This window comes from Cellulomonas fimi (genome assembly GCF_028583725.1).
Taxonomy (GTDB): domain Bacteria; phylum Actinomycetota; class Actinomycetes; order Actinomycetales; family Cellulomonadaceae; genus Cellulomonas; species Cellulomonas fimi_B.
Genome location: NZ_CP110680.1, coordinates 2,048,203 through 2,061,402 on the forward strand (window position 1 = coordinate 2,048,203; position 13,200 = coordinate 2,061,402).

General features: G+C 74.0%; 12 protein-coding genes and 1 pseudogene. 2 read left to right on the forward strand and 11 right to left on the reverse strand.

The window, feature by feature from the left end:
- Positions 1-87 precede the first annotated feature (87 nt).
- The 4 genes and pseudogenes from OOT42_RS09395 to OOT42_RS09410 form a co-directional block, all read right to left on the reverse strand.
- Positions 88-1,938, reverse strand: coding sequence for a bifunctional metallophosphatase/5'-nucleotidase (locus OOT42_RS09395; protein WP_273654596.1), 1,851 nt, complete (start codon positions 1,936-1,938; stop codon positions 88-90).
- Positions 1,939-2,079: 141 nt separating this feature from the next.
- Positions 2,080-2,628, reverse strand: coding sequence for a response regulator transcription factor (locus OOT42_RS09400; RefSeq protein WP_273654597.1), 549 nt, complete (start codon positions 2,626-2,628; stop codon positions 2,080-2,082).
- 20 nt (positions 2,629-2,648) lie between these two features.
- Positions 2,649-2,912 (reverse strand): annotated as a pseudogene (locus OOT42_RS09405) (arginine deiminase family protein); the annotation flags it as partial.
- 155 nt (positions 2,913-3,067) lie between these two features.
- A complete protein-coding gene (locus tag OOT42_RS09410) occupies positions 3,068-4,570 on the reverse strand; it encodes a basic amino acid/polyamine antiporter (RefSeq protein ID WP_273654598.1) in 1,503 nt (500 codons plus the stop codon).
- A gap of 260 nt (positions 4,571-4,830) precedes the next feature.
- On the opposite strand from OOT42_RS09410, the gene OOT42_RS09415 reads away from it, so the two are divergent.
- A complete protein-coding gene (locus tag OOT42_RS09415; protein ID WP_273654599.1) occupies positions 4,831-6,042 on the forward strand; it encodes an AI-2E family transporter in 1,212 nt (403 codons plus the stop codon).
- Positions 6,043-6,127: 85 nt separating this feature from the next.
- On the opposite strand, the gene OOT42_RS09420 is transcribed toward OOT42_RS09415, so the two are convergent.
- From OOT42_RS09420 to OOT42_RS09445, 6 genes are all read right to left on the reverse strand, one after another.
- The gene (locus OOT42_RS09420; RefSeq protein WP_273654600.1) at positions 6,128-6,895 is read right to left on the reverse strand and encodes an ABC transporter permease; all 768 of its coding nucleotides are present in this window, start codon (positions 6,893-6,895) and stop codon (positions 6,128-6,130) included.
- Position 6,896: 1 nt separating this feature from the next.
- On the reverse strand, positions 6,897-7,700 hold the full coding sequence (locus tag OOT42_RS09425) for an ABC transporter ATP-binding protein (RefSeq protein WP_273654601.1): 804 nt from the start codon (positions 7,698-7,700) through the stop codon (positions 6,897-6,899).
- The gene (locus OOT42_RS09430; protein WP_273654602.1) at positions 7,697-8,065 is read right to left on the reverse strand and encodes a DUF1048 domain-containing protein; all 369 of its coding nucleotides are present in this window, start codon (positions 8,063-8,065) and stop codon (positions 7,697-7,699) included. Before OOT42_RS09430 ends, OOT42_RS09425 begins: the two co-directional genes overlap by 4 nt.
- A 1-nt stretch (position 8,066) precedes the next feature.
- The gene (locus OOT42_RS09435; RefSeq protein WP_273654603.1) at positions 8,067-8,438 is read right to left on the reverse strand and encodes a PadR family transcriptional regulator; all 372 of its coding nucleotides are present in this window, start codon (positions 8,436-8,438) and stop codon (positions 8,067-8,069) included.
- Between the two features lie 141 nt (positions 8,439-8,579).
- Positions 8,580-10,244: a SulP family inorganic anion transporter gene (locus tag OOT42_RS09440; RefSeq protein ID WP_273654604.1), complete on the reverse strand. Its 1,665-nt coding sequence runs from the start codon at positions 10,242-10,244 to the stop codon at positions 8,580-8,582.
- On the reverse strand, positions 10,241-10,600 hold the full coding sequence (locus OOT42_RS09445) for an ArsR/SmtB family transcription factor (RefSeq protein WP_273654605.1): 360 nt from the start codon (positions 10,598-10,600) through the stop codon (positions 10,241-10,243). Before OOT42_RS09445 ends, OOT42_RS09440 begins: the two co-directional genes overlap by 4 nt.
- Positions 10,601-10,791: 191 nt before the next feature.
- On the opposite strand from OOT42_RS09445, the gene OOT42_RS09450 reads away from it, so the two are divergent.
- Complete coding sequence (locus OOT42_RS09450) at positions 10,792-11,565, forward strand: SDR family oxidoreductase (protein WP_273654606.1); 774 nt, start codon at positions 10,792-10,794, stop codon at positions 11,563-11,565.
- Between the two features lie 36 nt (positions 11,566-11,601).
- Here OOT42_RS09450 and OOT42_RS09455 read toward each other — a convergent pair whose 3' ends face one another.
- Entirely contained in the window at positions 11,602-13,050 is a 1,449-nt protein-coding gene (locus tag OOT42_RS09455; RefSeq protein WP_273654607.1) for a M23 family metallopeptidase, read from the reverse strand.
- Positions 13,051-13,200 lie beyond the last annotated feature (150 nt).

The following is a 13,200-nucleotide window of genomic DNA, read 5'->3' on the forward strand; positions in this document are numbered from 1 at the left end:
GGCACCCTCCCGGCACTGTACCGAGGAGCGCGGCCGTGGGGGCGGGCGGGTGCGGTCACGCACGGCGCGCGACCGCACCCGCCGGGGTCACGGCGTGACGGTGAGCGGCTCGCCGGCGTAGGTGAGCCGCCAGTCGGGGTTGGTCGCGGTGAACGTCGCCGGGTCGATGACCTGCTGCTCGGTGACCCAGTCGATGAGCAGCTGGCGGATCTCCACCTGCCGGTTCACGAGCACCGGGGCGGTCGTCACGCCGGGGAAGCTGCCGCCGCCGGACTGCCGGTAGTTGTTGATCGCGATCACGAACTGCTGGGTGTCCGCGACGGGCGCGCCGTCGTACGCGAGATCGGTGATCCGGCTGCCGACGGGCTGCCCGAGGTCGATGTCGTACGTGAGCGGCGCGTCGAGCCCGCGCATCACGTCGTAGTTGTAGTCGGGCGTGCCGTTGGGGGCGGTCGCCGTCGGGGCGTTCGTCAGGGCGGTCGACGGGTAGGTGCCCGCGGCGGTCACGGGCTTGAAGTACTCCGCCGACTTCTCCAGGTAGGCCTTGACCTGTGCGCCCGTCAGCCTGATGCCCAGCAGCGTGTTGTCGTAGATGTACAGCCCCGCGACGTCGCGCACCGACACGTCACCGGCCGGGATCGCGGCCTCGCGGTTGAACGGCGCGGCGATCGACAGCACGGGGAGGTCGGCGTCGGCGCCGGTGAGCTCGGCCCGCACCGCCTGCGCCTGCACGTGGTTGATGAAGTCGAGGGCCGCGGTGTCCTCGTACCGGGCGGTCGCGGCGGACATCGCCTCGGTCGACGAGCCGATCACGCTGTTGACGTAGTCGACGACCGTCGCGTGCTCGTCCGCGAGCAGGTTGACGATCTCCGGGTCCTCGGGGACCGCGTTCGCGTTCAGCACCTGCGCGTCGACGCCGTCGACGCCCCACTTCCCGCGGTGGAGGGTGAGGTCCACGTCGAAGACCGACAGGCGCATGCCCCAGCGCAGCGGCTCGGACAGCACGACGGGCCTGCCGGTGGCGGTGTTGGTGACGACGCGCTCCGGGATCTCCTGGTGCGCGTGCCCGACGAGGATCGCGTCGATGCCCGGCACCTGCTGGGCGACCAGCGTCGCCGCGTTCTCGGGGAACGGCAGCGTGTCGCCGTACGACGACGACGTGTCCGCGCCGGAGTGCGCGGAGACGATGACGACGTCGGCACCCTTGCGGCGCATCTCCGGCACGTAGCGCCGCGCGGCCTCGACGAGCCCGCCGAACTGCATCTGCCCCTCGACGTTCGCCTTGTCCCAGATCGCGATGCCCGGGTTCGTGAGCCCGAGGATCCCGACACGCACCGGCTTCGCGCCGCGCGGGTGCAGGGTCTCGATGACGTACGGCGCGAACGCCGGCTTCCCGGTGCGTGCCGACGTCGCGTTGGCGCCCAGCAGCGGGAAGTCGAGCTGGCGCTGGAACGTGCGCAGCAGCGGGATGCCGTAGTTGAACTCGTGGTTGCCGAGCGCGGCGGCGTCGTAGCCGATCGCGTTCATCGCGGCGGCCATCGGATGCTCGCCGCCTGACGTGATGGGCTCGACCTTGGCGTAGTAGTAGGCGAGCGACGTGCCCTGGATCGTGTCGCCCGCGTCGACGAGCAGGGTGTTCCGGGCGCCGCGGTCGGCGCGCACCTGGTCGACCAGCGTCGAGATCTTCGCCAGGCCCACGTCGTTGTGCGCGCTGTCGTCGTACTCGGCGTCCTTGAAGTAGTCCCAGTTGAGGACGTTGCCGTGCAGGTCGCTCGTGCCCATGACGGTGAACGAGTACGTGCGGTCGCCGCGGCCGTGGTCGGGGGAGTCGCCCGCGGTGGCGGGCGTGGCGGGCGTGGTGAGCGCGAGGGCGAGCGCGGCGGTCGCGGTGGCGACGCCGAGGCGACGGCGGGTGCGTCGTGGGGTGGGGGAACGCATGCCGGAGACCTCCTGGGGTGTGGCGGTACGCACCGGTCGGTGCCGCGGCGCACCGTACTCCGACCGGGTGACGGTCACACGTCGGGCGGGCCACAACGCGACGACGCGACCGCGCCGCCACGCGACGCACGGGGTGCGCGCTCAGGCGCGCCAGGACCGTCCCGTCTGCTCGAGGAACGCCAGGACGGCGGCGACGCGTCGGTTGTGCCCGTCGCCGCTGATCCCGAGGCGCTGGTAGATCGCCTTGAGGTGGCTCTCGACCGACCGCTCGTTGATGCCGAGCCGCTCGCCCGCGGCCTGGTTCGACAGGCCCTCGGCGACGAGCCGCAGGACGCCGAACTGCGCGGGCGTGAGCTCGGAGACGGCCGACCCGGCCCGCGGCGTCGAGCGCTGCACCAGGTACGGGTCGAGCACGACCTGGCCCTGCGCGGTCGCGACGACCGCGCGCACGAGCACGTCGCGCGCGAAGCTCGACCGCTTCGACAGGTAGCTCCACGGCCGCGCGGCCTCGTCCTGGACCGTCGTGAACAGGCCCATAACGTCCTCGCTCGACAGCAGCATGACCGCGAGCCCGGGATCGACCCGCTGGAGCGCGAGCCCGAGCGCGACCCCGTTGCCGTCGGGCAGGTTGACGTCGAGCAGCGCGACGTCGCACGAGCCCGGCGTGAACACGAGGCGCGCCTCGGTCACGCCGGGCACGGAGTGCACGAGATCGCCATCGTCTGCGCGAGGACGTCGTGCAGCTCGACGACGTCGACGCCGCGGGCGGTGAGCTCGGCCGTGAACGCCGCGTGGTCCTCGATGGCCCGGTCGACCCACAGGACGTCGTCGAACAGGAGCTCGTCGGAGTTGGACGGCGTGAGCCGGTGGTGCGCGAGCCCCGGGCGGCACACCAGGACCTTGCGCAGGCGCCCGACCTCCGAGTGCACGCCGTAGGCCGCGGACGGCAGCGGCGCGGGGTTCGACGGGTGCAGCGCCCGGGCGTCGGGGCCGTGGTGGCGGGTCGCGGTGCGGGGACGGGTCGTGGTGGTCGACATGGTGGCTCCTTCGAGGGTGGACGGGCAGGGCGTGGGACGGAGGTCGGGCACGCCGGCGGGCCCGGTGCGCCCGGGGCGGGCGTCGACGGGGGTCACAGCCGGACCGTCCCGGTGGCGAGCAGGACCGCCCCGACGACGGCGGCCGCGGCCACCGCGAGGAACGTGACGAGGCCGGAGCGCGTGAACGTCGGGGCGCCGCGCTCGCGCCGTGCCCGGACGTACAGGACGGTCGCGGGGGCGAGGAGCAGGCACGCGAGGAGCGCGAACACGTAGCCGGCGGCCCAGAGCAGGAAGAGCGTGTAGGCGGTCGAGACCGCGGCGACCGCGACCTCGACGTTCCGGGTCCGGCGCGGGACGCCCGCGTAGCCGTCGCGGCGCAGCGCGATCCGCAGCGCGTAGGCGCTCGCGAGGGCGAGCGGGGCCAGCGCGAGCGCGGCGGTGAGGTCGAGGCTGAAGTCGAGCGCGTCGTCGACGAACTGCACCGCGAAGAGGATCGCGGTGACCATGACCGAGGTCGCGAGCACGGCGGTCGTCGGGACGCCGTGACGGTTCGTCCGCGCCAGCGCGCGCGGCAGGTCGCGGTCCTTCGCGGCCGCGTAGAGCACGTCGGCCGCGAGCAGCTGCCACGCGAGGTAGGCGCCGAGCACCGAGACGATGAGGGCGAGCCGGATGAACGTGCCGCCCCAGGGCCCGACGGCCGCCTCGAGGACGCCGCCGATCGACGGCTGCGCGAGCGCCGCGATCTCGGCGCGCGGGAGGATGCCGTAGGCGAGGATCGAGATGCTCGCGAACAGCGCCAGCACCGACGAGAAGCCGAGCACGGTCGCGCGCCCCACGTGCGAGCGCTTCGCCGCGTAGCGCGAGTAGACGCTCGCGCCCTCGATACCGAGGAACACGAAGACGGTGATGAGCATCGTCCCCTGCACCTGGGCGAAGAGCGTCGCACCACCGGGCACGTCGTAGCCGCCGGTGAGGTTGCCGGCGAACACGCCCGCGTCGAAGAAGAACACCGCGAGCACGACGAACAGCGCGAGCGGCACGATCTTCGCGACGGTGACGACCGCGTTGATGCCGGCCGCCTGCTGCACGCCGCGGCGGATGAGCAGGAAGAAGCCCCAGATCGCGGCCGTCGACAGGCCGAACGCGAGCCAGGCGTTCCCCTCGCCCAGGTACGGCGCGAGCCCCGGGAACAGCTGGGACAGCGTCGTCATGATGAGCACCCAGTAGAAGGCGTTCCCGGCGCACGCGGACGCCCAGAAGCCGAACCCGGACAGGAAGCCCGGGTACGCGCCGAACCCCTCGCGGGCGTACACGTAGACGCCGTTGTCCAGGCGCGGCTTGCGGACGGCGAGCTTCTGGAAGACGAACGCGAGCGACAGCATGCCGAGGCCCGCGATGGTCCACGCGACGAGCGCGCCCAGCACCCCGGTCTGCGCGGCGAACCGTGCGGGCAGCTGGAAGACGCCGGCGCCGACCATCGACCCGACCACCATCGCGGTGAGGGCGGGCAGGCTCAGCGTCGCGGTCCGGGACGGGGAGGGGCCGGTGTCCGGGGCCGGCGGCGCCGTCTCCGGTCGCGTGGCGGTCGTGGTCATGGGTGGTCTCCGCAGGTCGGTCGGGGGCTTCGGGCGGCACCGCTCGTGACGGCGTCCCCGCGTCCGCCGGCGGGTCCGGGGCGGACGCGACCCATCCGACCGCCCCCGGGGAGCTCGGCCGGACCGGCGTGCGTGGTAGCACGCACGGGCGCGCCGGGGGACCCGCACGCCCCGGGTGCGACGACCGCCCGCCGCGCGCCGCGGCGGGCGGCGACGTAGCGTCGGGGGCTCCGGACCGCTGACGCACGAGGGGGACGTCCATGGCTCCGTTCGGTCGCCGATCGCGGGAGCAGACCGGCTCCCGCGACCCCGTCCGGGATGACGAGCCGCCGCGACGCCCCCTGCGCGGGGCGTCGGCGCTGTGGGCCGACGGCTTCGGTCGCGCGGGGACCCGGTCGCTCCAGCTGCTCGCGGTGCTCGCGCTCGTGGCCGTGCTGGTCTTCGCGGTGACGCAGCTGACGCTCGTCGTGATCCCGGTGCTCATCGCGCTCGTGCTCGCGGCGGCGATCTCGCCGCTCGTCGGGTTCCTGCGGCGCAAGGGGCTGCCGTCGCTCGCGGCGACGTGGATCGCGCTGGTCGCGCTCGTGGCGCTGCTGGCGCTCGTCCTGTGGCTCGTCGTGCGCGCCGTCGTCCGCCAGTGGGACGAGCTGCGCGACCAGGCGCTCGAGGGCTTCGACGAGCTCCAGGCCTACGTCGAGGGCCTGCCGTTCGACATCACCGAGGAGCAGGTCCGGTCGGTGCGCGAGTCGCTCTCGGGACTGCTGCAGTCCGACGCGTTCGGCGCGGGCGCGATCGCGGGCGTCTCGCAGACCGTCGACTTCGTGGCGGGCTTCTTCATCATGGTCGTCGTGCTGTTCTTCTTCCTGAAGGACGGCCCGCAGATCTGGGAGTTCCTGCTGCGCCCGTTCGACGGCCACCGCTACGCACGTGGCCGGCGCGTCGGCGTCACGACGATCGCGACGCTCGGCGGCTACGTGCGGGGGACCGCTATCGTCGCGGCGGTCGACGCCGTCGCGATCGGTATCGGCCTCGCGATCGTCGGCGTCCCGCTCGTCGTCCCGCTGTCGGTGCTCGTGTTCCTGCTCGCGTTCATCCCGCTCGTCGGTGCGACGCTCGCGGGCATCCTGTCCGCGCTCGTGGCTCTCGTCGCGGTGGGGCCGGTCGAGGCGCTGGTCGTCGTCGCGATCGTCGTGGTCGTCAACCAGGTCGAGGGCGACTTCCTCCAGCCGATCGTCATGGGCCGCACGCTGCAGCTGCACCCGCTCGTCATCCTGTTCGCCCTGACCGCGGGCACGGTGCTCGCGGGCCTCACGGGCGCTGTCCTGGCCGTCCCGATCGCGGCCTCGATCTGGCGGGCGGTGCAGGTGTGGGACGGTCCGGAGCTGCCCGCGCGCTTCGCGCGGCCGAAGACGCGCGACGCGCTCGCGGCGGGCGGCGCGGGTCCGGTCGTCGAGCCCGCGTCGCGCGTGTGACGCCGCCCGACGCACCGCCGACGACGACGCAGGCGGGTGGGACGAGGATCCGTCCCACCCGCCTGCGCGGTCTCGTGCGTGCCGGTCAGCGGGCCCGGCGGCGGTAGACGCGGACCGAGAACGCGTACGCGACGACGAGGATGCCGACGAGCCATGCGAGCGCGACCCAGATGTCGGTGCCGACCGGCTCCTGCGCGAACAGGGCCCGGAGGGTGTCGACGATCGCCGTGACCGGCTGGTTCTCGGCGAACCAGGCGACCGGCGCGGGCATGGTGTCCGTCGGCACGAACGCCGAGCTGATGAACGGCAGGAAGATCAGCGGGTAGCTGAACGCGCTCGCACCGTCCACGGTCTTGGCCGACAGGCCCGCGATGACCGCGACCCACGTGAGCGCGAGCGTGAACAGCACGAGGATGCCGACGACCGCGAGCCACGCCGCGACGGACGCCCCCGTGCGGAACCCCATGAGGAGCGCGACCCCCACGACGATCGCGACCGACGCGAGGTTCGCCGCGAGCGACGTCAGCACGTGCGCCCACAGGACGCTCGACCGCGCGATCGGCATCGACTGGAACCGCTCGACGATCCCGCCCTGCATGTCCTGGAACAGTCGGTACGCGGTGTAGGCGATGCCGGACGCGACCGTGATGAGCAGGATGCCCGGCAGCATGTAGTCGATGTACGACTCGGGTCCGCCGAGGTCGATCGCGCCGCCGAACACGTAGGTGAACAGCAGCATCAGCGCGACCGGCGTCACCGCGGTCGTGATGATCGTGTCGGGGCTGCGCAGGATGTGGCGCAGCGACCGGTCGGTGAGTGTGACGGTGTCGCCGACGACGTGCGTGGTGCTCATGTCAGCTCCTCCCTGCGGGTGTCGTGCCGGCGTCGGCGGTGGGCTCGGTGGGTCCCGCGCCGACGAGCGCGAGGAAGACGTCCTCCAGCGAGGGCTGCTTCTCGACGTACTCGACGGTCGCGGGCGGGAGCAGGCGCTTGAGCTCGGCGAGGGTGCCGTCCTGGATGATCGTGCCCTCGTGGAGGATCGCGATCCGGTCGGCGAGCTGCTCGGCCTCGTCGAGGTACTGCGTGGTGAGCAGCACGGTCGTGCCGCCCGTGGCGAGCTCCTTGACGGTCGCCCACACCTCGAGGCGCGCCTGCGGGTCCAGGCCCGTCGTCGGCTCGTCGAGGAAGATCACGGGCGGGTCGCCGATGAGGCTCATCGCGATGTCCAGCCGGCGGCGCATGCCGCCGGAGTAGGTGCCGGCCCGTCGACCGCCCGCGTCGGTGAGCGAGAACCGCGCGAGCAGGTCGTCGGCGACGGCACCGGGGTCCGTCAGGTGCCGGAGCTTCGCGACCAGCACGAGGTTCTCGCGTCCGGTGAGGATCTCGTCGACCGCCGCGAACTGGCCCGTGAGGCTGATCGACTCGCGGACGTCGCCGGCCTGCGTGACGACGTCGAAGCCGTGGACGGTGACGGTGCCGGCGTCGGGTGCGAGCAGCGTCGACAGGATCCGGACGAGCGTCGTCTTGCCGGCGCCGTTGGACCCCAGCAGCGCGTGGATCGTGCCGGGTGCGACGTCGAGGTCGACGCCGCGGAGCACGTGCAGGTCGCCGAACGACTTCTCGACGCCTCGCACGCGGATGGCGGGTTGCGTGGTCACTTCTCCTCCTGGTGCTCGGCGTCGTCGATGGCCTTGGCGAGCCGCGCGCGCTCCTTGTCGATCCACTTCTCGCCCGTGTAGGCCTGCGCGAAGGTCTCGGCGAACTCGACGGGGTCGTCGCCGACGATGTCGCGCACTGGGGTGCCGTCGGTCGCGGCGCGCTCCCACAGGTCGGCGAGGTCGGTGAACATGGTGGTGAGCGTGTCGCCGTCGGTGATGCCGCCCGAGTACATGAGGTAGCGGTGCACGGCCTTGGCGGCCGTCCGGTGCGGCTCCGGGAGCCCGTTGATGCGGGCCATGTCCTGCTTGTACTGCTTCTTCTGCTCGAGCGAGCCGGTGAGGGTCTCGATCCACTTGGCGGCCATGTCAGTTCTCCCCGTCCACGGGCTGGTCTGCGGTGCGCGGCGTCCCGCCGTGCTGGGTGCGGAGCTGTTCGATGCGCCCGGCGAGGAAGGACCACGTCCTCCAGAACTCGTCGAGCTGTGCTCGCCCGTCGTCGTTGAGCGAGTAGACCTTGCGGGGCGGGCCCTTCTCCGAGGGGACCTTCTCGACGTCCACGAACCCCCGCTGCTCGACGCGGACGAGGAGCGCGTAGACCGTGCCCTCGACGAGGTCGGAGAACCCCATGTCCCGCAGCTGCGTCGTGATCTCGTAGCCGTACGCCGGCCGGTCCGCGAGGACGGTCAGCACGATCCCCTCGAGGGTGCCCTTGAGCATCTCGGTCATCTGGTTGCCCATGTCGGCCACCTCCGTCGTCCGTGTACTCAGCGTCACTGGGTACTGGAAGACAGTAACGCTAGGTACCGGTACTTGGCAACAGTGAGTACCGCAAGGGTCCCCGAGGGGCCCGTGCGGTCGTGAAGGGGAGCGGGCGACGCGTCAGGCGGTGGGGGAGCCGACGGTGGCGGCCGGGCGGGCGGCGGGTGCCGCGATCGCGCGCGCGTGCGCGACGGCGTCGTCGAGACCCGCGAAGAGGTGGTCGTCTCCCAGCGCCTCGAGCGCCCCCACGCGACGGGCCAGCCCGAGGTGGTCGGGCTGGATGCCCTTGATGAGCACGGCGATCCCGCGGCGGTGCAGCCCGGTCACGAGCTCGCCGAGCACCTGGGCGCCGGTGGCGTCCAGGATCTGCACCTGCGACAGGCGGAGCACCACGACGCTCACGCCCTCGATCGAGGCCACCCGGTCCAGCACGCGCTCGGCGGCGGCGAAGAACAGCGCGCCCTCCACGCGGAACAGCGCGATCCGCTCGTCCCCGGCGGCGCGCGGCCCGGGCAGCTCCTCCCGGTGCACGCCCGCGGCGCGGACCATCGTGCGCAGGCTGAGCGCGGCGGCGACCGCGATGCCGATGCCCACGGCGTACACCAGGTCGACGGAGATCGTGATCAGCGCCGTGAGCGTGAACAGGGCCGCCGCCGCGCGCGTCGACCGGACGACGAGCCGGACGCCGCGCACCGAGACCATGCGCACCGCCGTGACCATGAGGACGCCGGCGAGCCCGGCGAGCGGCACGTGCGCGACGACGCCGCCCAGGCTGCCCACCACCACGAGCAGGACGCACGCGTGCACGACGGCCGCGACGCGCGTGCGGGCACCGGAGCTGACGTTGACCGCCGTCCGGGCGATCGCGCCGGTCGCGGGCATGCCGCCGAACAGCCCCGACGCGACCGAGGCGAGCCCCTGGCCGACGAGCTCGCGGTCGGCGTCGTACGGGCCGGTGTCCGAGTGCGACGCGGCGACACGCGCCGACAGCAGCGACTCGATCGCCGCGAGCGCGGCGACCGTCACCGCCGGGCCCCCGAGCTGCGCGAGCGTCGTCAGGTCCACGTCGGGCCAGGCCGGCGCCGGGAGCCCGGCGGGGAGCGCGCCGATCGTGGCGACGGGCAGGTGCGCCACGGCGGTGACCACCGTGACGAGCGCGATCGCGACGAGCGACCCGGGCACCGCGCGGTGCACCCGGGGGGCGAGCAGCATCACGGCGACGACGACCGCGACGACCCCGACGGACCACAGGGCGTCGCGCGCGGTCGTCTCCCCGAGCGCCTGGACGGCCGCGACCGCGGCGTTCGCGTCGTGGCCCGCTGCGGGGACGCCGACCGCGGCCGGGACCTGCTGCAGCAGGATGATGACCGCGATGCCGAGCGTGAACCCCTCGATGACCGGCCACGGGACCATCCCGACCAGGCGCCCGAGGCGGAGCACGCCCGCCGCGACGACGAGCGCGCCCGCCAGCAGGCACACGACCGCGACCGCGGGGGTCCCGTGCGTCGCCACGATCGGCGCGAGGACGACCACCATCGCGCCGGTGGGCCCGGACACCTGGACGTGCGACCCGCCGAGCACCGCGGCCACGACGCCCGCGACGATGGCCGTGACGAGCCCCGCGGCCGCTCCGGCGCCGGAGCTCACGCCGAACGCGAGCGCGAGCGGCAGCGCGACGACGCCGACCGTGACGCCCGCGAGCAGGTCGGTCCGCCACGAGGTGCGCAGGGCGGCGTAGTCGTCCCGGCCGGGCAGCAGCCCCCGCAGGGCGGAGCCGGGCCTCACCGCGCGACCGTGGTCGGCGCCGGCTCGTCGGCCGCCGCCGCGAGCTGGTCGTGCGTCGCACGCAGGATCTCGCCGAGCAGGTCCCGGGCGACCCGCAGCAGCTCGGCGACGTGGACGGACGCGAGGCGGTAGTACACCGCGCTGCCCCGCCGGGAGGACTCGACGAGGTGGTACCGGCGCAGGACCGCGAGGTGCTGCGAGAGGTGCGACGCCTCGAGCCCGGTCTCGGCGATGAGCGTCGAGACGGGGACGTCGGTGCCGGGAGCGAGGAGCTCGAGCACCCGGATGCGGACGGGATGGGCCAGGCCCTTGAAGAGGTTCGCCTTGACCTCGTTGAGCGGCGGCGAGGAAGGCACGGGCGTCCCGTCTCTTGACGATCTGATGAATCCATCATATCGCGCACCGCGGGGTGCCTGAGCACCGCGCCCGCGGGGCGCTCCGCCCGGCCCACGTCGTGACCAAGGTCCGGGGCCCGTCGGCGGGTCCGCCGCCTAGCGTGGAAGAAGGCCCGGCGACGGTGCCGGGCTCTCGCACCTGGGAGGGCGTCATGCGCACGATCGTCGTCACCGGGTCCGCCTCGGGCATCGGGCGGGCGGCCGCCGACCTGCTGGAGCAGCGCGGGGAGCGGGTGGTCGGCGTCGACCTCCGTGACGCCGACGTCGCCGTCGACCTGGCCGGGCCCGCCGGTCGGCTCGCGCTCGTCGAGCACGTGCGCGCCCTCACCGACGGCCGCCTCGACGCGGTCGTCGCCAACGCCGGGCTCGCCACGCAGTCTCCCGCGGACGTCGCCGTCAACTACTTCGGCACCGTCGCCACCCTCGAGGGCCTGCGGCCCCTGCTCGCCGGCTCGGCCGCACCGCGCGCCGTCGCGACCGCCTCGATGGCGAGCCTCATGGCGACCGACGCCGAGCTCGTCGACCTCTGCCTGACGGGCGACGAGCCCGGCGCGCTCGCGCGCGCGGCGAAGCTCGTCGAGGCCGAGCTCTCCCACCTCGTCTACGCCAGCACGAAGGCCGCGCTGTGCCGCTGGCTGCGCCGCAACGCCCCGCTCACGCCGTGGGCCGGCGCCGCGATCCCGCTCAACGCGATCGCGCCGGGAGTCGTCGAGACGCCCATGGTCGCGCCGTTCCTCGCGACCGACGAGCAGCGTGCCGCGCTCGCGGCCCAGGTCCCGATGCCCCTCAACGGCTTCATGGACGCCGACGTCCCGGCGCGTCTGATCGCGTGGCTCGTGAGCGAGGAGAACACCCACCTGTGCGGGCAGGTCGTGTTCGTCGACGGCGGCTCCGACGCGGTGATCCGCGGCGACGCCACCTGGTGACGCACGACGGCACCTCCTCGACGCGCTCCGGCGCGACTACCGCTCGAGCAGCGGCGCCGGGTTCACCGTCGACCCGTTGCGGTACACCTCGAAGTGCAGGTGGCACGCGCCGGACAGACCGGTGTTGCCCGCATAGCCGACGAGATCGCCCCGCTGCACGCGCTGCCCTGCGGAGACCGTGTCGCGCGTCAGGTGGTTCAGGCTGCTCATGAGCGACTGCCCGTCGACCGACCCGTGGTCGAGCATCACCTGGTTGCCGAACCCGTTGCGCCACTGCGCCCAGCGCACGACCGCGTCGCGCGGCGCGTACAGCGGCGTGTTGCAGTACGTGCGCAGGTCGATCCCCGCGTGCAGGCGCGTGTAGCCGAGGATCGGGTGCAGACGCATGCCGTAGCTCGACGTCACGTACATCGGCGTGATCGACGTGGGGTTCGAGAACACCGGGCCCGACGAGCCCGATGCCGGCGGCGGGGCGGGCTGCGCGGGCGGCGGCGCCGGCGGAGGCGGCTGCTGGCCGGCCTTCGCCGCCTCCTCGGCCCGCGCCCGCTCCTGCTCGGCGCGGATCCGCTCCTGCTCGACCCGGGCGCGCTCCTGCTCGGCGGCGACCCGCTGCTGCTCGGCGATGATCCCCGCGAGCTCCGCCTCGATCGCGGCGCGCTCGCGGTCCGCCGCGGCGGCCTCGGCCTCGGCCTGCGCCTTCATGTCGCCCAGGCGCTGCCGCGTGGCCTCCTGCGCGGCGAGCAGCCGGGTGATCTCCGCCTCGCGGGCCGCCGCGTCCGCGCGGGCCTGGTCCGCGCGCACGACCTCCGCGTCGGCCTCGGCCCGCAGCTCACCGATGCGGTCCGCGACGGCGGCGAGCCGCGCCTCGTGGTTGCGGGTGGCGGCCGCGAGCGCGGTCAGCTCCTCGAGCAGCCGGTCCTGGCTGCGCTGCGCCGTCTCCAGCGCCTGCATGCGGGCGCTGAACTCGTCGAGGTCCTCGGCGTCGAGCACGACCGCGAGGCCCGACGCCCCGGCGCCGCCGCGCTGCGCCTGCCGGGCGAGCTGCCCGATCGCCGCACGCACCTCGTCGTCGCGGGCGCTGGTGCGTGCGAGGCCGTCGCGCAGCGTCGCCTGCTGGTCACGCGCGTCGACCAGCCGTGCCGCCAGGATCTCCGCGCGACGTTCCGCGCCGTCGAGCGTCGCCTGCGCCGCACGCAGCTGCTCCTGCGCGACGGGCAGCCGTGACTCCGTCTCGGCGAGCTCCGCGACGGCCTGCGCGAGGTCGGCCGACAGCCCCTCGACCGACGCGCGGAGGTCGTCGGTCCGCTGCCGCGCCCCCTCGGCCTGCTCCTGGGCGGAGCGCCGCCGGTCGTCCAGGTCGTCCGCCGCGCCCACCGAGGCGGGCAGCGGGAGCAGCAGCGCGGCCGCGACGAGCACCGCGACGCCGCGGCGCGCGTGGGGCGGTCGGCGCCGGTCGACGGACGGCGCCGCGGTCGGAGGGAGCACCGGGCGACGGTAGGTGGCGTCGGACGCTCCGCGGCGGCGGCGCGCCCGGGGACCCCCGAACCTCATCCGGTCGGCCCGGACACCGCGACCGCCTCCGACGGCCCGGCGCGAGCTTCGCCCGTCGGAGCCCTCATCCGTGCGGCACGTCGG